The sequence below is a fragment of the Rahnella sp. WP5 genome (assembly GCF_000745615.1).
GTDB lineage: Bacteria > Pseudomonadota > Gammaproteobacteria > Enterobacterales > Enterobacteriaceae > Rahnella > Rahnella aceris.
Window position 1 is genome coordinate 15,938 of the sequence record NZ_JQJR01000010.1, and the last position, 18,250, is coordinate 34,187.

General features: G+C 54.7%; 13 protein-coding genes and 1 pseudogene. 6 read left to right on the forward strand and 8 right to left on the reverse strand.

The genetic code is table 11. The features are described 5' to 3' along the window. Positions 1-16 precede the first annotated feature (16 nt). The 8 genes and pseudogenes from EX31_RS09115 to ascF form a co-directional block, all read right to left on the reverse strand. Complete coding sequence (locus EX31_RS09115) at positions 17-814, reverse strand: ABC transporter ATP-binding protein (protein WP_013575696.1); 798 nt, start codon at positions 812-814, stop codon at positions 17-19. Positions 815-823: 9 nt separating this feature from the next. Beyond that, entirely contained in the window at positions 824-1,738 is a 915-nt protein-coding gene (gene ntrB / locus EX31_RS09120; protein WP_156106968.1) for a nitrate ABC transporter permease, read from the reverse strand. Positions 1,739-1,750: 12 nt separating this feature from the next. Beyond that, the gene (locus EX31_RS09125; RefSeq protein ID WP_037034376.1) at positions 1,751-3,013 is read right to left on the reverse strand and encodes a CmpA/NrtA family ABC transporter substrate-binding protein; all 1,263 of its coding nucleotides are present in this window, start codon (positions 3,011-3,013) and stop codon (positions 1,751-1,753) included. Positions 3,014-3,294: 281 nt separating this feature from the next. Continuing rightward, positions 3,295-4,512 carry a nitrate regulatory protein gene (locus EX31_RS09130; protein ID WP_037034378.1) on the reverse strand — a complete coding sequence of 406 codons (1,218 nt, stop codon included), beginning with the start codon at positions 4,510-4,512 and terminating at the stop codon, positions 3,295-3,297. A 104-nt stretch (positions 4,513-4,616) separates the two neighbouring features. Continuing rightward, positions 4,617-4,961: pseudogene (locus tag EX31_RS09135) on the reverse strand (MFS transporter); the annotation flags it as partial. Between the two features lie 42 nt (positions 4,962-5,003). Next, positions 5,004-6,083 (reverse strand): cellulase family glycosylhydrolase, encoded by a 1,080-nt coding sequence (locus tag EX31_RS09140; protein WP_037034382.1) that lies wholly within the window; start codon positions 6,081-6,083, stop codon positions 5,004-5,006. A 369-nt stretch (positions 6,084-6,452) separates the two neighbouring features. After that, positions 6,453-7,883 (reverse strand): 6-phospho-beta-glucosidase, encoded by a 1,431-nt coding sequence (locus tag EX31_RS09145; protein ID WP_037034384.1) that lies wholly within the window; start codon positions 7,881-7,883, stop codon positions 6,453-6,455. A 20-nt stretch (positions 7,884-7,903) separates the two neighbouring features. Next, complete coding sequence (ascF, locus tag EX31_RS09150) at positions 7,904-9,376, reverse strand: PTS cellobiose/arbutin/salicin transporter subunit IIBC (RefSeq protein WP_037034386.1); 1,473 nt, start codon at positions 9,374-9,376, stop codon at positions 7,904-7,906. A gap of 290 nt (positions 9,377-9,666) precedes the next feature. Between ascF and EX31_RS09155 the strand changes: the two genes are divergently transcribed. From EX31_RS09155 to EX31_RS09180, 6 genes are all read left to right on the forward strand, one after another. Further along, the gene (locus tag EX31_RS09155) at positions 9,667-10,695 is read left to right on the forward strand and encodes a LacI family DNA-binding transcriptional regulator (RefSeq protein WP_037034388.1); all 1,029 of its coding nucleotides are present in this window, start codon (positions 9,667-9,669) and stop codon (positions 10,693-10,695) included. A 424-nt stretch (positions 10,696-11,119) separates the two neighbouring features. Further along, complete coding sequence (locus tag EX31_RS09160; RefSeq protein ID WP_013575708.1) at positions 11,120-13,204, forward strand: putative bifunctional diguanylate cyclase/phosphodiesterase; 2,085 nt, start codon at positions 11,120-11,122, stop codon at positions 13,202-13,204. Positions 13,205-13,857: 653 nt separating this feature from the next. Beyond that, entirely contained in the window at positions 13,858-14,592 is a 735-nt protein-coding gene (locus EX31_RS09165) for a FadR/GntR family transcriptional regulator (protein ID WP_013575709.1), read from the forward strand. After that, positions 14,585-15,607 (forward strand): ABC transporter ATP-binding protein, encoded by a 1,023-nt coding sequence (locus EX31_RS09170; protein ID WP_013575710.1) that lies wholly within the window; start codon positions 14,585-14,587, stop codon positions 15,605-15,607. Before EX31_RS09165 ends, EX31_RS09170 begins: the two co-directional genes overlap by 8 nt. Further along, a complete protein-coding gene (locus EX31_RS09175; protein WP_037034390.1) occupies positions 15,604-16,719 on the forward strand; it encodes an ABC transporter ATP-binding protein in 1,116 nt (371 codons plus the stop codon). Before EX31_RS09170 ends, EX31_RS09175 begins: the two co-directional genes overlap by 4 nt. Further along, positions 16,716-18,233, forward strand: coding sequence for an ABC transporter substrate-binding protein (locus tag EX31_RS09180; protein WP_037034391.1), 1,518 nt, complete (start codon positions 16,716-16,718; stop codon positions 18,231-18,233). Before EX31_RS09175 ends, EX31_RS09180 begins: the two co-directional genes overlap by 4 nt. The last annotated feature ends 17 nt before the right edge of the window (positions 18,234-18,250 follow it).

Genomic DNA, 18,250 nt, shown 5'->3' on the forward strand with positions numbered 1-18,250 from the left:
TATCCCGCCTGCTGAATCAGGCAACTGACCGGTGTTTTTCATACAGGAACTGCAGCACCTGCTGACGGTACTGGTGGAACAGGTGATCGTTCGCCAGCGCCAGCCGTGAGCGCGGGCGCGCCAGTTCTACCTGCAACACGTCGCCGACTTTCGCTGCCGGGCCGTTGGTCATCATCATTACGCGATCTGAAAGCAGTACCGCTTCGTCCACGTCGTGTGTGATCAGCAAAATCGTGGTTTTCAGGCGCGACTGAATCTCCATCACCGCATCCTGCAAATGTGCACGGGTTAACGCATCGAGCGCGCCGAAAGGTTCATCCATCAGCAACACTTTCGGTTTCATCGCCAGCGCACGGGCGATGCCCACCCGCTGTTTCATACCGCCGGAAATCTCACCCGGACGCTTGTCAGCCGCATGCCCCATGTGCACCAGGTCAAGGTTGTGCGAAATCCAGTCACGCATTTCACTTTTACTCATCACCCCTTTAAATACCTGATTTACCGCCAGCGCCACGTTCTCAAAAGTGGTCAGCCACGGCAGCAGTGAATGGTTCTGAAACACCACGCCGCGTTCCGGGCCAGGGCCGGTGATTTCCTGGTTATCACACAGCAACACGCCTTCCGTCGGGCGACTCAGCCCGGCAATCAGATTCAGTAAGGTGGATTTTCCGCAACCTGAATGACCAATCAGGCTGACCGTTTCGCCCTGCGCAATATCGAAGCTGACGTTGTCGAGCGCCAGAAACTGCCCTTTCGCGGTCGGGAAACTCTGGCTGACGTTCTGCACGCGGATAATGGCTTTGTCGTTTTTCATCTCAGGCTCCTAACGGTTGTCGTAACTGAATCGGCGGGCAATGGCCATCAGCCCCTGCTCCAGCACCATGCCCACCACGCCAATCAGCAGGATGGCGATAATGATGTTTTCCACGTTGAGGTTGTTCCATTCGTTCCAGATCCAGAAACCAATCCCGACACCGCCGGTGAGCATTTCGGCGGCAACAATCACCAGCCAGGCGATACCAATCGACAGACGCACACCGGTGAGGATGTAAGGCAGTACCGCCGGAAACAGGATCTTGCGCATCACGGTGAATTCGCTGAGTTTCAGCACCCGCGCGACGTTGAGATAGTCCTGCGGAATACGCATTACGCCCTCAGCCGTATTGAGGATCATCGGCCAGATGGAGCAGATAAAAATGGTCCACGCCGAGGCGGGTTCCGCGCGCTGGAACAGCAGTAAACCGATGGGTAACCACGCCAGCGGACTGACCGGCCGCAGCAATGAAATGATCGGATTGAGCATGCTGGCGATAAAACTGAAACGCCCGATCAGGAATCCGGCAGGAATGCCGATCAGTGCCGCCAGCCCGAAGCCCATCGCCACACGTTTGAGCGATGCCAGTACGTTCCAGCCAATGCCCATGTCGTTCGGTCCGGCGATGTAAAACGGATCGGCGAAAATCACTTTGGCCGCTTCCCAGGTTTTCAGCGGTGTCGGAAACCCTTTACTGCTGAGCGCGGCAATCTGCCACAGTGCGATCACGACGATGGCGCCCAGCAATGCCGGAATGGCTTTTTGCAACACGCGGTGCATCACCACGCGCAACCGGGCGAGATAAGCCGTTTTGGCGGCGCGGACCGGCAGCGCGGCGTTCTGCGTTACCGGGGCGATCGGTACAATTTCTGCACTCACCGGTCCGGTCAGCGCGATAACATTAGGTTTTGAATTCATGGACATCGGCGACCTCACTTAGCGTTTCATGGCAAAACTGTTGGCGTATTCAGCAGGGTTACTGCCGTCCCAGACTTTCCCGTCCATCAGCGTGCTGCTGCGCATATCCCCGGACGGCAGGTTGATGCCGCCGACCGCCGTCGCCGCCTGTTTGTAGACGTCAATACGGTTGATTTTTTTGGCCACCGCCAGATAGTCCGGATCCTTGTCCAGCAATCCCCAGCGTTTGTGCTGGGTCAGGAACCACATGCCGTCGGAGAGATACGGGTAGTTGACTGCGCCGTCGTTGAAGAAGCGCATGCTGTGGGCGTCTTTCCACTTTTTGCCCAGTCCGTTTTCGTAATCACCGAGCATCCGCCCCTGAATCGTTGCCACCGGCGTATTGATGTAGGCGCGGGCGGCGACGACCTGCGCGGTTTCGATGCGGTTGGCATCGGAAGTGTCAATCCAGCGTGAGGCATCAAGCACGGCGGCGGTCAGCGCACGGGCGGCATTCGGATTGGCTGCGACCCAGGCTGACGTCGTTCCGAGAATTTTTTCCGGATGATCCGGCCAGATCTCCTGTGACGTGGCGGCGGTGAAACCGATATCGTCCTGTATGGCGCGCTGGTTCCAGGGTTCACCGACGCAGTAACCACTCATGTTGCCGATCTTCATGTTCACCACCATTTGCGGCGGCGGCACGACCACGTTGCGCACATCGTTAAACGGGTGAATACCGGCGTTCGCCAGCCAGTAATACAGCCACATGGCATGCGTGCCGGTGGGGAATGTCTGCGCAAAGGTGTAGGTGCCTTTGGCGCTGGCATCGACCATTTTTTTCAGTGAAGCTGCATCGGTGACACCGGCCTGTTTCAGCTGATTTGAAAGCGTGATCGCCTGCCCGTTATTGTTGAGCGACATCAACATCGCCATGTCATGCTGCGGGCCGGACACGCCCAGTTGCAGGCCATACACCAGCCCGTAAAGCACATGCGCGGCATCAAGTTCACCGGACACCAGTTTGTCGCGTACCGACGCCCAGCTTGATTCCTTGCTGGGGATAATTTTGATGCCGTACTTCTCATCAAACTTTTTCACTGCCGCCATCACCACGGACGAACAATCGGTCAGCGGAATAAACCCGACGCGGATTTCTTTTTTCTCGGGCGCATCTGAACCGGCCGCCCAGACGCTGTTCATAAAGCCCGGCATCATCATGCTGCCGCCCAGCACCGCACTGCCGGCAATAAAGCGGCGGCGGGAGAATTGCCCCGGAGTTTTTTTATCGTCTTGCGTCATTGCGGCTTCCTGTAATGTTGAAAAATGAGCAAAAAAAAAGCGTCCTGTCAGCGCTCAGTTTCCTGAACGCTGACGGACGCCTTTATCCGTAATCCTGACTAAACCGCCATTGGTTTAGTCCTTATGTGGTAAAACAATGCAGCTTGTATGCCAACTTCGCGCATCGCAATAAAATCAGCCGGTTAGCGCATTTCCCGCACTCGCCTGACCGCCTGGTGCACCGCCACAGCACGCAGTGCACATCACAATGGCACACGGACAGTGCAGATACTCCTTAGGGATTAGTCGCCTTTTTTCCCTAATACAGCCGACACCGCAAGCATCGCTTCGGCAATCTCCGACAGCTTCTTGTTCTGGTTCATCGCCATATCACGCAGAGTTTTATGCGCCTGCGGTTCGGTCAGTCCGTGGTGTTGCATGAGCAACCCTTTGGCGCGTTCCACTAGTTTTCGTTCAGCCAGTGTGGCGCGAAGCCCGGCCAGTTCGGCATCAAGCGCCTGTAACTGACGGGATTGCTGCTCGACCAGCTCCAGTACGCAACGGCTGAGCTGCGGCGGCATCAGCGCCGAATAATGCGACTCCTGCTGCGGCATTTCTCCGATATCTTGCTGCTGAAGGGCAAGCGACGCCTGCGCTTCGCGGATCCGCTCACGGCAGCACTCCATCAGAATGTCTTCCAGTAAATCTTCCACCACTTTCATGCCGTCAATACGCACGGTGGTCACCTCAAACCAGCGCAGCGCAGCATCCGGGCCGTCATCTGCCGGGGTGGTTCGGGTGCAGGCAATCCGGCGCAGGCGCTCGAATTCGCTGCTGTCGGCGCTCAGTTGTTGTTGCCACAACGCCAGACAGCGGACATCGGCAAATTCCCTGAAGGTTTGAAAACACCGCTCCTGACCTTCGATCAGATCTAAAATCAACTGATGCGCCACGTCATCGAAGTGCCGCGCGGCAAACCCTGCAGCGCCCGATGCACGCTCCTGCCCGGCCAGTTCCTTACCCTGCATAAAGCTAAACATCGCCAGTAACGCCCGTGAAATGGACGGATCACCCGAAATATCGGCAGCTTCAAACACCAGCGCCAGGTGCGTGCGGATAACCTCGCTGTACTGACGCATGGCTTCCGGCTGGCTGATATCCAGCGCCCGCACCTGACGGCGCAGCACCGGCAATGTGCTGAGGCTGTGTAAGACGGCAGCGATACGGCTGAACAGACGCGGCGCATTGCCCATGCTCTGTCCGTTAAGATCCCGCGCAAGCAACTGCTGGTCCACCGCCTGTTCCGCCATCTGGACCTGTAACGCCCGCTCACTCAGTTGTTCCGCCCACAGTTCGCCGTGCGAACATAAATAGATGTTCGCCGTGCCCCGCTCACGTTGCAGCACATGGATCAACTGGCTGACCGCGCCAACCAGCTTGCCCATCTCCAGCAGTTGTTGCAGGCAGATGATTTCACTTTTTTTCGAGGCCAGTACGAAACTAAGGGCAGAAAGGGACATGGAGGAACCTGATATCAGACAGAGGTTGATCAGGTTAAGCAAGAAGTGTGCCGGAGATGAGTATGTCATTTCATACCGGTCGCGGCGAATCGCAACCGGTGACGAATATAGGTCGCGCCCGCATACAGAATTTTGGTGCCGGTTGGCACATCAATATTATAAAACGGCGCCAGCGTAATCAGGAACGGTGCCAGCAACATAAAATAGCGGAATTTCCCGAAACGGGTCTGAATGGTGTCCATTACGCTGGCAAATAACGGATCGTGTATGGCATCCCACGCACGGGCCACCAGAAATATGGTGCTGGCGGCCAGCGCAGATATGCCCAACACATCGGTATAGAAATAGTTAATAAACGAACCCACTAAACCAAAACTGAAACATTGCCCCAGCCCGTAACCAAAATAAGACCACAACTCCCTGGAAGGGATTTTCATTGAAGTCGTCATTTTATATCGCCTCGCACGTCCCTGTGCTGCCTGTTGAAAGGGTTATTTCATGCGCGTTAAACGGCGGACCAGATCCATTTCGGCGCGACGGAACGGAATGCCGTATTCGTCGAGCACATCGTGAAACCATAAATGGGCATAATCGTGATTGCCCTTGCGCACAGAGGGCCACGGCAGCGTGGTCTGGGTTTTACCGCGCACTAATCCCCACTGATAACAGCCCGCATTGAACGCGCTGAACAGCGGCAGTTGCTCCTCAAATACGCTGCCGACATGGCGCGCCAGCCATTCGGTACATAACATCGGGCGGTTGAATTTCTGCCAGAAACGCAGTGTCTGTAAAAGTTTCGGCGTGGCGACATACGCGTGAAAACTGATGACGTCAGAAAGTTCAGCCGCCGTCACATCGATGGGATGAGTGAAAAACTCGCTTTCCGGCTGGTCCGGATCCTGTGAACAATGCCAGGCACCGACGGTCAGCGGCTGGACGGGATCTTCCCCGCGCGCCCAGACAAACGCCTTATGCATCAGTTCCAGCGCAAATCCTTCCAGTTTTTCGTCATACATCGTTTCTTCCAGTCCGGTGGCGAACGTGCCACGGTTACCCGGTTCGTTGTACAAATCCCAGATGGCAATACGGTCGTCGGTGCGGAAATGACGGATGATGTCGCGCACATAACGCTCCACTTCCGGCCACATATCGCGGTTACACACCATATCGCGCCCCGGACTGGCTGCCGCCTGGCTGTTATGTTTGCCCGGTTCCGGTGCTTTTTGCGGCCCGAGGAACGGCTCATCGCCGGAGAATCCGCAATCGTCCATCAGCGTGAGCATGACCCTGATGTCATGACGACGGGCAATACTGAGAAACTGATCGATGCGCGCCAGCAAACCGTCGCGATCATCCTGCCAGACAATAAACGGCAGATTGATGCGCAACTGGTTGTAACCCGCCTCATGCGCCCAGCCGAGTTCCTGATCAATCACCGGCGCATCAAAAGTTTCACGCTGCCACAGTTCGGTCCAGTTAACCGCCGTGCGCGGCAGATAATTAAACCCGCAAATCCAGCCCTGTTGCTCACTCCACGCAGCCGCCTGTTCCCTGCTCCATTGCTTTTTCATTCATCACTCCTGATGTTAAAATGCATTAACTCATATTATTCGCTGCTTTTTATTACCTGCGAACAATAGCTGCAATTTGCATGCTCAGGTTCTGCAATTAAGATCACACTCTTTTTACCTAATTTGCTGAGCCAACAGGCAAATTTTCCCGCGTGACAGAGGGTGAAATTAAAATAGAATTAATGGAGAAGGAGAAAAAAATAGCAGAGTGGATGCAAGGGGATAATTATATTGCATGTTTGTTACAGGAAATAATAACGTTAAAACTATAATAAATAATGACGAAAATAACTTCAGTAAATGAAATGATTAATTAATACCTTCCGGTAACGGGGAATACCCGGTCTGCGGATATTCCCCGTTGCGGCATCAGTCCAGATCCCCTCCGTTACTGGCAATCACTTTCTTGTACCACCAGAACGATTTCTTTCTCTTTCTTTCCAGCGTGCCACTACCGGCATCGTCGCGGTCAACATAAACGAAGCCATAGCGCTTGCTCATTTCACCGGTCGAGGCGGAGACCAGATCGATACAACCCCATGAGGTGTAGCCGATCAGCGGTACGCCATCGGTGATCGCTTCACCCATCGCGCGGATGTGCTCACGCAGATAGCTGATGCGGTAATCGTCGTTGATTTCGCCCTGCGCGTTGATTTCATCTTTCGCGCCGAGGCCGTTTTCGACCAGAAATAACGGCTTCTGATAGCGGTCGTACATCATGTTCATGGTGATGCGCAGACCGAGCGGATCGATGCCCCAGCCCCATTCGCTGGCCTCGATGTACGGGTTTTTCAGCGATTTAACAATATTCGCCGCGCTGCTGTTGTTGTCGTTCATGTCTGCTGACGCACAACGCGACGCATAGTAACTGAACGAGACAAAATCGACGGTGTTTTTCAGGATCTCTGCGTCGCCCGGTTCCGTCACGACGTTAACGCCCTTTTCGGCAAAGACGCGGCGGGTATATGACGGATATTCGCCACGCGCCTGCACATCGATGAAGAACAGGTTCTCGCGGTCTTTTTGCAGGGCCGCCCAGACATCAGCCGGTTTACAGGTTTGCGGATAGAAATTCCCGCCAGCCAGCATACAGCCGACCTGATTCTCCGGGTTCACTTCATGGGCAATTTTTGTCGCTAAAGCACTGGCCACCAGCTCATGGTGCGCCGCCTGATATTTCACCTGCTCCTGATTTTCGCCCTCTTCAAAGACTAAACCGGCACCGGAGAACGGGCTGTGCAGCAGGATGTTAATTTCGTTGAAGGTCAGCCAGTATTTCACCAGCCCGTCGAACGCTTCAAAACAGGTACGCGCATAGCGGGCGAAAAACTCCACCATTTTGCGGTTACGCCACGAGCCGTATTCGATGACCAGATGCATCGGCACATCAAAATGGCACAGCGTCACCAGCGGTTCGATGCCGTACTTTTTGCATTCTGCAAATACGTCGCGGTAAAACGCGATACCTTCCTCGTTCGGCACCAGCTCATCACCGTTCGGATAAAGACGGCTCCAGGCAATCGAGGTGCGGAACACGGTAAAGCCCATTTCTGCCATCAGCGCGATGTCTTCTTTGTACCGATGGTAGAAATCAATCGCCTGATGCGCCGGATAAAACTCGTCGTCTTTCAGGGAGAAACGTTTTTCCTGACCGGTTTTTACCGCCAGACGGTGCGCGCCATGCGGGATCATATCTACCGTGGTCAGCCCTTTGCCTCCTTCAAAACTGCCGCCTTCGGCCTGGTTTGCGGCAATCGCGCCGCCCCATAAAAAACCTTCAGGAAATGCTGATGCTGACATGTAAAATCCTCTCCTTTAATTTATTTAACTGCGCTTTGCGAAACCGCAAAGGCGGCGGAAGCCGTTGATTCCGGCGCTGTATTTTTTGGCGCCACGGTTTCCACCGGAATATCTTCAAATCCGAGCAGCAAGGTAGTGAAGAAGGAGATCACCACCGCGAGGACCATCACGCCCACCACCCAGACAATACTCATCGGATTCGACGGGTCGAAGAACTGCACGCTGGTAAACAGCCCCGGCGACGCCATCGAATGGCTGGCGAGTCCGCCTAATCCCGCCACGCCACCGCAAATAAAGCCGCTGATTAAGCAGGCGATCAGCGGACGTTTCAGCCGCAGCGCCACGCCGTACAAGGCGGGTTCGGAAATCCCGGCGACAATCGCTGAAGCCGCTGCGGCCAGCGCAGTCTGACGCAGTTCCGGGTTTTTGGTACGCCACGCGACCGCCAGTGAAGAACCGCCCAGTGACAGGTTCGCGCCAATTTCGGACGGCATCACCATGCCCTCTTTGCCGGTTTCCGCGATGGTCTGAATAATGGTTGGCGTGAACACGCGGTGCATGCCGGTCATCACCAGCAGCGGCCAGGCCGCGCCCATAATGGCGACAGAAAGCCAGCCCAGATAACTGTGAACGGTATACACCACCGCTGAAATCCCGGTACCGATCCAGATGCCCAGCGGACCAATCAGCATGATGGCGATCGGTGCGGCAATCAGCATGATCAGCATCGGTTTGAGGAAGTTTTTGGTGACGACCGGTGTAATGCGATCGACCCATTTTTCAACGTAAGACAGCAGCCAGGTCATGCACAGCGCCGGAATAACGGTGTAGGTGTATTTCACCGCCGTGACGGAAATGCCGATAAATTCGACTTTCTGCCCCTGTGCCGCTTTCGCCATTAAATCGATAAACGCCGGATGGACAAGGATCCCGGCAATCGCAATCGCCAGCGACATATTGGTTTTAAATTTCACCGCTGCCGACGCCGCCACCATCACCGGCAGGAAGAAGAACGCACCGTCGCCGATGGTATTGAGGATCACCAGCGTGGAAGCGCCCTTGTCGAACACGCCGGTCATATCCAGGATCATCGCCAGCAGTTTCACCATTGAACCACCGATAATGGCCGGGATCAGCGGCGACATGGTGCCGATCAGCGCATCAAGAATGCCGGAGCCGATACGTTTCAGGGTGATTTTATTTTTCGCCGGTGCAGCGCTGTCGTCACTGGCTGAGAAGCCTTCCGGCAGCAGTTTCAGCACTTCAGCGTACGCCTGAGAAACGTTGTTACCGATGATCACCTGGCACTGTTTTTCGTTGCGCACCACGCCCATCACGCCGGTAATGGCTTTCAGTGTGGCGGCATCAACAACAGACTCGTCATTCAGCACAAAGCGCAGGCGCGTCATGCAGTGTGTCACTGCCGCAACGTTCTGTGCGCCGCCGATGGCATCCACAATCGACTGTGATATTGCTGCAAAATTTTTAGACATGTGTACAACTCTCTCAGATTCATAGGGTTATGAATGTTTTTCAGAAGCCCTGGCTCCTGTGAAACCACTTTTTATGAACGTTATGCTTTTTTTATGAAAGGCTGTGAAACGATAGGTAACCGGTTTCATACGAGAATGTGCAGTTCCCTCTGTAACTTCAATAAAAAAATGCAACGTTGTTTTATTTTTGTGATGACGATCTCTCACTGCCGTTCTGTTATGCCAAAAACATCGTAAAACGGCTGAAATGTGTAGAATGACGCATCATTTTTCACTTTCAGGAAGCCCTGATGTCGACAATGCAGGAAGTGGCTAATAAAGCGGGCGTCTCCAAAGCCACCGTTTCCCGTGTACTTTCCGGTAAAGGTTATGTGAGCCAGGAAACGAAAGATCAGGTATTTAAAGCCATTGAGGAAGCGGGATACCGGCCAAATTTACTGGCGCGCAATCTGGCGACCAGCAAGTCGATGTGCATTGGCCTGGTGGTGACCAACACGCTGTACAACGGCAATTATTTCAGTGAGTTAATTTCTCAGGCGGCAAAAAAACTCGACGCCAATGGCCGTCAGTTGATCCTGGTCGATGGTAAACACAGCGCCGAAGAAGAGCGGGAAGCCATTCAGTTTCTGCATGATTTACGCTGCGACGGCATTATTATTTATCCGCGCTTTTTATCCGTTGATGAAATGGATGAGATCATCGATAAATATAAAAAACCGGTGATGGTGGTTAACCGTAAATTGCGCAAACATCAGAGCCATTGTATTTACTGCGACCACAAAGGTTCCGGTTTTAATGCCACGCAGACCCTGATTGAACACGGTCACCATAATATTGCGTTTATCACCGGTTCCCTGGATTCCCCGACGGCGATAGAACGTCTTTCGGGTTATAAAGAGGCGCTCGCCGCAGCCGGATTGCCGGTCAGGGAATCGCTGATTGCGCAGGGAAAATGGTCGCCAGCCAGCGGTGCTGCCGCCGTGGAAACCCTGCTGATGACCGGTCAGACTTTCAGCGCAATTCTGGCCAGTAACGATGAAATGGCGATCGGCGCGATGAAAAAACTGAACGAAGCCGGTATTGCCGTACCTACACAGGTTTCGGTGATCGGGTTTGATAATATCCCGACCGCGCCGTTTCTTATTCCGGCGCTGTCGAGCGTGAAAGATCCGGTCAGCGATATGGTCAGTGAAGTCATCAGTCAGATTATTTCCATGCTCGATGGCGGTTATTTATCCCAACAGAATAAGTTTGTGTCTGAACTTATTTTGCGGGATTCGGTGATTAACGGGCCCTGCGCCTCCATCAGCTTTCCCTAAACGCGGTTTAAATTATCCGTTAAACACAGCGGATTAAGCTTTATCCTGATTGTTGTTTCAATCCTGAGCGCCTTTAAGCGCCAAAGACTCAGCCGCACATTGTTGCGGCTTTTTTACATGCTGATTAACTGCTTGTAACGCATGAACATTATGTGCCTTTTTATTAAAGCCCCGAACTTCCCTGCCGATAACACTCCCGTTAGTTAAAACCCAAATAACAGATTTCACTTAAGGTCGATCTTTTTGCTAAATACGCTTAAATTTAAGCACGTTAGAAGCAAAATTTGGCGAAGTAAGAATTTTCTTATGCTAACGTTTCACGGGCACATCACAGCAAAAATGCGTCGGGAACAGGCGCACTATTTAGCCGGACTCTGATTTGGACGGACCCCGTGCAGAGACGGCCAGCTATCAGGCAAAAAATATGAGTGAAGATTCTGATGTACTTTATCGATTGCTGGTTCAGCGCGTAGAAGACTATGCGATTTATATGCTGACTCCCGATGGCCATATTGCGAACTGGAATGCCGGTGCGCAGCGGGCGAAAGGTTATACGCCTGAAGAAGTTGTCGGTAAGCACTTTTCCTGTTTTTACACCGAAGAAGACAGACAAAACGGCTGGCCGCAACGCGGGCTGGAAACGGCGCGTTCCACTGGCCGTTACGAATCCGAAGGCTGGCGACAGCGTAAAGATGGCTCGCGCTTCTGGGCGCACATTATTATTGAAGCCTTACGCGAAGCCGGAGAAATCATCGGATTTGCCAAAATCACCCGTGATGTCACGGAGCGTCGTGAAACGGAAAAGGCCCTGTTGCAGGCCAAAGAACTGGCCGAATCCAACAGCGAGCAGCTCTCGTCCCTGTCACATTTTCTCAATACCGTGATCGCCAATATCCCGTCCTCGGTGATTGTCGAGAATGCCGTCTCGCGCGAAATTCTGCTGGTCAACCGCCAGGCAGAGCGTCTGCTGGGGATTCCCCGCGACAAAATGCTCGGTAAGCGCCCGCAGGATTGTATGGGCATCGGACTGAGCACCTTTATTAATAAGCAATCGGATGAATGTTTGCGCGCAGAAGGCCTGCACCGCAGCGAGCAGCAATTACTGACGGCTATTGGCGACCGGACGTTGCAGACCACCAGTTCGGTGATCCGCGGGCACGATCCTCAGACCAGCTACGTGATGATGATTGCTGATGACGTGACGGACCAACAGGCCGCCCACGCCCGGATTCACCACATGGCGCATCACGACAACCTCACCAGTCTGCCGAACCGCATTCTGTTCAGCCAGCGTCTCAGTGAAGCCTTGCAGCGCGACAGCTATACTCACAGCCACACCGCCACGCTGTGTCTGGATCTCGATAACTTCAAGAACGTCAATGACGCGCTCGGCCATCAGGTTGGTGACGAACTGCTGCGCGCGATAGCCAAACGTCTGCGCATGACGCTGCGCGATGACGACACGCTGGCACGCATCGGCGGTGACGAATTTGCCGTGGTGCTGCCGGGGCTGAAAGACATTTCTGCCGCGCACCAGATTTCCAAACGCCTGATTGAATCAGTACGTCCGCCAGTCATTATCGATGGCCATTCGTTATCCGTCGGCCTGAGCATCGGTATTGCGCTCGCCGGTTCGACGGAAAACACCCCCGATCAATTGCTGCGTTGTGCGGACATGGCGCTGTATGAAGCCAAACGTAACGGCCGCAACCGTTATGAAGATTTCCGCCTTGAGATGGATGCCGCCGCGCGCAAACGCCGGGTGGTCGAAATGGATTTACGCGACGCCATTACCTGTAATCAGTTGCGTCTTTACTACCAGCCGATCACCGATGCCCGTCACGATGCCGTAATGGGTTACGAGGCGCTCATGCGCTGGCATCATCCGGAAAACGGGCTGATCATGCCGGTCGATTTCATTCCGATTGCCGAAGAAACGGGGCTGATCCACAGTCTTGGCTCATTTGCGTTGCACGAAGCCTGCCGCGAAGCCGCAAGCTGGAAAGGCAGTCAGACGGTTGCCGTTAACCTTTCACCGATTCAGTTCAAAAACAGCGGGCTGCTGTCGGTGGTGGAATCAGCGCTGGAAGCCTCAGGGCTGGATCCGTCACGTCTGGAAGTGGAAATCACGGAATCGGTATTGCTCGATAACACGCTTGGCAATATCAGCACATTGCGGAAACTGAAATCGCTGGGTGTGCGGATTGCGCTGGACGATTTCGGCACCGGGTATTCGTCGCTGAGTTATCTGCGGTCTTTCCCGTTCGACAAAATCAAAATAGACCGGTCATTCATTAACGACATGCACGACAGCCGCGAAGCGCTGGCAATTATCCGTGCCATCACCGGCATGAGCCGCAGTCTGGACATTCAGACCACGGCAGAAGGTGTGGAAACCGACGAGCAATTCCGGCGTCTGAAAGAAGAAGGTTGTACGTTGTTCCAGGGGTATTTCTTCGGGCGCCCTCAACCCTCAGAGTCACGACTAACCGGGTTCGCACCTCTCTGATGATAGGTATTAAACACGGGTTTTGTCGGGAGTGATCGGGGGAACAGCGGTATATAAGCCTGTTATTTCTGACGATTGTTTTAGCTCCTCCCCCTGCGAAGGGGGAGGCTGGGAGGGGGTTTTAAGGGTTAACACCCGGTCAAAGTACACTTTAACTATCTGATTTTGCATTAATACCCCACCCCAACCCTCCCCTTCGCAGGGGAGGGAGCTGAACTGAATTCTCTGGCTCCCCTGCGAAAACTTCACCATTACTCACAAACTTGCAGACGAAACCACTGCCCGTGTCCGCTCCGGCTTGCGAATTATTCCTTAATACCCCGCCCGACCCTTTCCTTCTTTGGTAAAGCAACGAAATAGCGAACCATTAGCCAACTTATTCCACTTATTTGATCGGCTTCTCATCCCGCAAAATCACGCACCATTACGATCCGTTAACATTAATTTAACGCACTACACTTGTGCATATAAGATGAATATCAATATGTTATAAAAAATTAAAAGATCCTCTGACTAAAGTGCGTAAATTTTAGTCTTTTGAAATTAAAAACAAATTCTCCTGTTTGCAAAACTTTTTCATGAACCATTACAAAATTGGTTCAGAAAATGCAAAGGACTGATTAACGATTTAATTCCCAGCGGGAAACTGACATATGACAACGCACTCCGGGGCGCTACCCCCTTCTAACGGCACATCGAATTCAGCGCTGGAACAGCTACGCCAGCTGATACAACAGCATCCGGATCAGACGCAGCCACTGCCTGCGGAGCGTGATCTGATGCAAATGTTTGATGTCGGCCGCCGTGAAATCCGCCGGGCGCTGGATGTGCTGGAAGAAGAAGGTCGCGTGTGGCGCAAGCAGGGGAAAGGCACGTTTATCGGGCCGAATGGCCCTGCCCAGCCGCTGAGCCTGCAGGCGTTACCGAAACAATCCAACTTGCAGGAAGTGATGGAAGCCCGTCTGCAAATCGAACCGGGGCTGGCGAAATACGCCGCACTGCGCGCTACGCCGGAACAAATCCAGCTGATGCGCCGTTTACTGGACAAAGTGAAAACGATGTCGCGCGGTGATCCGGATCAGATTGAGCTGTGGGACAGCGCCTTTCACCGTGCTATTGCCGATGCCGCGGGTAACCGGTTGTTGCTCGGATTGTTTGATGCCGTCGACGCCATCCGGCGTGACCCGAGCTGGCTGGCGGTGCGCAACGCGGCACGCAATCAGGAGCGCCTGAACCGTTACGACGATCACCATGAACGTATCGTAGAACACATCGCCGCACGCCAGCCGAAAGAAGCCGCGAAAGTCATGCGCGAACACCTTCTGGCGCTGCAACAGGCATTTCTTTCCACCCTGCATGATGATGACGAGGATTTTACTGATGACTGACCCCGCCGGACCCGTCAGGCCGCTGTTACACATTAACGACCTGAGGGTGCAATTTTCCGGTTCTCCCGCGACCGTGCTCGACGGTATTTCCTTACAACTGGAAGCCGGAAAAACGCTGGCGCTGGTGGGCGAATCTGGTTGCGGCAAAAGCGTGACGTCGCTGGCGCTGATGGGGTTATTGCCCGCCAGCGCCAAAGTGTTGCAGGGCGATATCCGGCTCAATGATACCTCGCTGCTCGGGCTGTCTGAGCGTCAGTACGCCGACCTGCGCGGTCAGGAACTGGCGATGATTTTTCAGGAGCCAATGACATCGCTCAATCCGGCGCTGACACTGGGCGATCAACTTGCCGAAGCGGTGATGCGTCATCAGGGTGTCGGCAAAAAACCGGCCCGCGAACAGGCGCTGGAAATCCTGAAAAAGGTGCAAATTCCTGCGCCGGAACTGCGGATGGAGGCTTATCCGCACCAGCTTTCCGGCGGTATGCGCCAGCGGGTGATGATTGCCATGGCGCTGATCAACCGTCCGCAGTTACTGATTGCCGACGAACCGACCACCGCGCTGGACGTCACCATTCAGGCGCAAATCCTCGCCCTGCTCAACCGTATTCAACAGGAAACCGGCAGCGCATTGTTGCTGATCACCCACGACCTGGGTGTGGTGGCGGAAGTCGCCGACAGTGTGGCGGTGATGTACGCCGGGCAGATCGTCGAACAGGGTCTGGTGACCGATATTTTCAATAATCCGCAGCATCCTTACACCATCGGGCTGATGGGGTCGATGCCGTCGCTGGCTCCGCGTCAGGGCGCGCTGTCCACCATTCCCGGTGCCGTGCCGTTACCGAAAGACATGCCGCAGGGCTGCCGCTTCTCGACACGCTGCCCGTTCGCCACCGAACGCTGCCACCAGGAGCGTCCGCCATTGCGCGCCCTGAATCAGTCGCCGCACCACGTCGCCTGTTTCTTTGCGCCGCTGGAAAACTATTTCGTGTTATCCGCCGAAGGAGCCTGCGCATGAGCCTCACTCCCCGCCCCATTCTGGAAGCCGCCGCGCTGAGCAAAGTCTTTAAAGGGCCGTCGTCACTATTCAGCAAACCGAAAATCGTGCAGGCGGTAGATCGTGTGTCTTTGCGCGTCTGGCATGGAGAAACGCTGGCGATTGTCGGCGAATCCGGCTCAGGGAAGTCAACCCTGGGTCGCCTGTTATTGCAGTTGCTCAGCGCCTCCGACGGCGACGTGTTTTATGAAGGCGAAAACCTGAAACAGTTTTCGGCTGAACAGATGAAAAAGCTGCGCCGCGACCTGCAAATCATCTTTCAGGATCCGTTTGCCTCACTCAACCCGCGCATGACCGTGGAAGAAATCGTCGGCGAACCGCTGTGGCTGCACAACATTGTCAGTGGTAAAGCCGACAGACAGGAAAAAGTGCGCGAACTGCTGACCACGGTCGTCCTGCCCGCCGCGTTCAGCAACCGCTATCCCCATGAGTTTTCCGGCGGTCAGCGCCAGCGCATCGGCATTGCCCGCGCGCTGGCATCTTCGCCGAAACTGCTGCTGGGGGATGAACCAGTGTCGGCGCTGGATGTGTCAGTGCAGGCGCAGGTGGTGAATCTGCTGGAAAGCCTTAAACAACAGTTTGGTCTGACGATGATTGTGGTCGCGCACGGTCTGGCGGTGATCCGCCATATGAGCGACCGTGTGGCGGTGATGTACCTCGGGCAAATCGTGGAACTGGCCCGCACCGATGACATTTTTGATCAGCCGCTGCATCCGTATACCCAGGCGCTGATTGCCTCCGCGCCGCTGCTCACACCCGGCGTTAAACGCCCGGTGCCGATGTTACAGGGCGATATGCCCAATCCGGCCAATATGCCCACCGGCTGCCGTTTCCATACCCGCTGCGCGTACGCCACCGACGAATGTCGTCTGGTGGAACCGCCACTTGAAACCGTCAGTGACAACCGCATGGTGGCCTGCCACCGCTGGAGCGAACTGCAACGGGACCGCACCTCGGTGCTGGTTCCGCCGCCGTCCGCCGCTTTCACCTTACGGCGTGCGCTGTTTGAACAAGCGAGTCAGTCCCGGCTTTCACTTTCCACTCCAACCTCAACCCAGGGAACCCGACCATGAGATTTGCACCCCGCTTAACTGCCTGCATTCCCGCCTTAATATTGCTGACGTCTGCGGGCCTCGCCCATGCGGAAAGCACCCTGCGCATCGGCCTTGGCAGCGATCCTGACATGCTGGATCCGGCCACGGCGCGCACCTATTACGGGCGTTTTGTGTTCAGCGCCATGTGTGAACGTCTGGTGGATGTCGATCAGCATCTTAAAATCGTGCCGGGTCTGGCGAAAGACTGGGCGTACAGCGACGACGGCAAAACGCTGACCCTGCATCTGCGCGAAGGCGTGACCTTCCATGATGGCGAGAAATTTGATGCGCAGTCGGTGAAATACAATATCGAACGTTACCTGACGCTGCCCGGTTCTTTGCGCAAAAGTGAGCTTTCTTCCATTGAATCCGTGGAAGTCACCGCGCCGTACACCGTGGTTTTCCATCTGAAAACCGCAGACGCCGCGTTGCTGATGCAACTGACTGACCGCGCGGGCACCATGATGGCGCCGGAAGCGACGGCCAAAGGCAATGTGGCGGCGCATCCGGTCTGTTCCGGCCCGTACGAGTTTGTCAGCCGCGTGCAGCAGGACCGCATCGTGCTTAAGCGTTTTGAAAATTACTGGAACAAAGGCGCGTATCACTTCGATAAAGTGGTGTTCCTGCCTATTCCGGACGCCTCGGTTCGCCTTGCCAACCTGCGTGCGGGCGATTTAGACATCACCGAAGGCATTGCCGCCAGCGACACTGCCACGGTGAAAGCCGACAGTAATCTGCAACTGGCCAGTACCACAGGCCTCGGTTACATGGGGCTGACGATCAATATCGCCAACGGCACCGCCAATACCAATACGCCGCTGGCAAAAGATGCCCGCGTGCGTCAGGCGCTGTCGCTGGCGATTGACCGTGACGCCCTGAATCAGGTGGTATTCCAGGGGCAATATACTCCGGCGAATCAGGCGTTCTCTCCTGCCAGCCCGTATCACGCCGACATTCCGGTGCCAAAACGCGATATCGAAAAAGCCAAAGCGCTGCTGGCGGAAGCAGGGGTGAAAACGCCGCTGACCATTGATTTCCTGGTCGCCAACAACCCGACTTCTCAGCAGGTTGCGCAGGTATTGCAGGCGATGGTCAGCGAAGCGGGCATCAACCTGAATCTGCAAATGACCGAATACGCCACGCTGCTCGATCGCCAGCAACGCGGCGAATTCAAAATGAGCATGTCCGGCTGGTCAGGGCGCCCGGATCCGGACGGCAATATCTTCTCGTTCCTCAATACCAAAGGCGGCCTGAACGACGGCAAATACAGCAATCCGCAGGTCGATCAGTGGTTGCAGGAAGCGCGTCTGACCAGCGATGTGGAGAAGCGTAAAGCCCTCTACAAGCAGATTGTGGTGCAGGAAAACCTCGACGATCCGCTGGTGTATCTGTACTTCGAACCGCGCATTTTCGGCATGAGTAAAAAAGTGACCGGTTTCGTACCTTACGCCGACGGGCTGATCCGACTACAGGGTCTGGCGCTGAACAAGTAATTGCCTGAGGAAAGACA

Bases quoted from the DNA above. Each gene is read 5' to 3' on its own strand.
- ascF (WP_037034386.1), bottom strand. From the start codon at position 9,376: ATGTCTAAAAATTTTGCAGCAATATCACAGTCGATTGTGGATGCCATC.
- EX31_RS09125 (WP_037034376.1), bottom strand. From the start codon at position 3,013: ATGACGCAAGACGATAAAAAAACTCCGGGGCAATTCTCCCGCCGCCGC.
- EX31_RS09115 (WP_013575696.1), bottom strand. From the start codon at position 814: ATGAAAAACGACAAAGCCATTATCCGCGTGCAGAACGTCAGCCAGAGT.
- EX31_RS09145 (WP_037034384.1), bottom strand. From the start codon at position 7,883: ATGTCAGCATCAGCATTTCCTGAAGGTTTTTTATGGGGCGGCGCGATT.
- EX31_RS09165 (WP_013575709.1), top strand. From the start codon at position 13,858: ATGACAACGCACTCCGGGGCGCTACCCCCTTCTAACGGCACATCGAAT.
- EX31_RS09180 (WP_037034391.1), top strand. From the start codon at position 16,716: ATGAGATTTGCACCCCGCTTAACTGCCTGCATTCCCGCCTTAATATTG.
- ntrB (WP_156106968.1), bottom strand. From the start codon at position 1,738: ATGTCCATGAATTCAAAACCTAATGTTATCGCGCTGACCGGACCGGTG.
- EX31_RS09175 (WP_037034390.1), top strand. From the start codon at position 15,604: ATGAGCCTCACTCCCCGCCCCATTCTGGAAGCCGCCGCGCTGAGCAAA.
- EX31_RS09170 (WP_013575710.1), top strand. From the start codon at position 14,585: ATGACTGACCCCGCCGGACCCGTCAGGCCGCTGTTACACATTAACGAC.
- EX31_RS09155 (WP_037034388.1), top strand. From the start codon at position 9,667: ATGTCGACAATGCAGGAAGTGGCTAATAAAGCGGGCGTCTCCAAAGCC.
- EX31_RS09160 (WP_013575708.1), top strand. From the start codon at position 11,120: ATGAGTGAAGATTCTGATGTACTTTATCGATTGCTGGTTCAGCGCGTA.
- EX31_RS09130 (WP_037034378.1), bottom strand. From the start codon at position 4,512: ATGTCCCTTTCTGCCCTTAGTTTCGTACTGGCCTCGAAAAAAAGTGAA.
- EX31_RS09140 (WP_037034382.1), bottom strand. From the start codon at position 6,083: ATGAAAAAGCAATGGAGCAGGGAACAGGCGGCTGCGTGGAGTGAGCAA.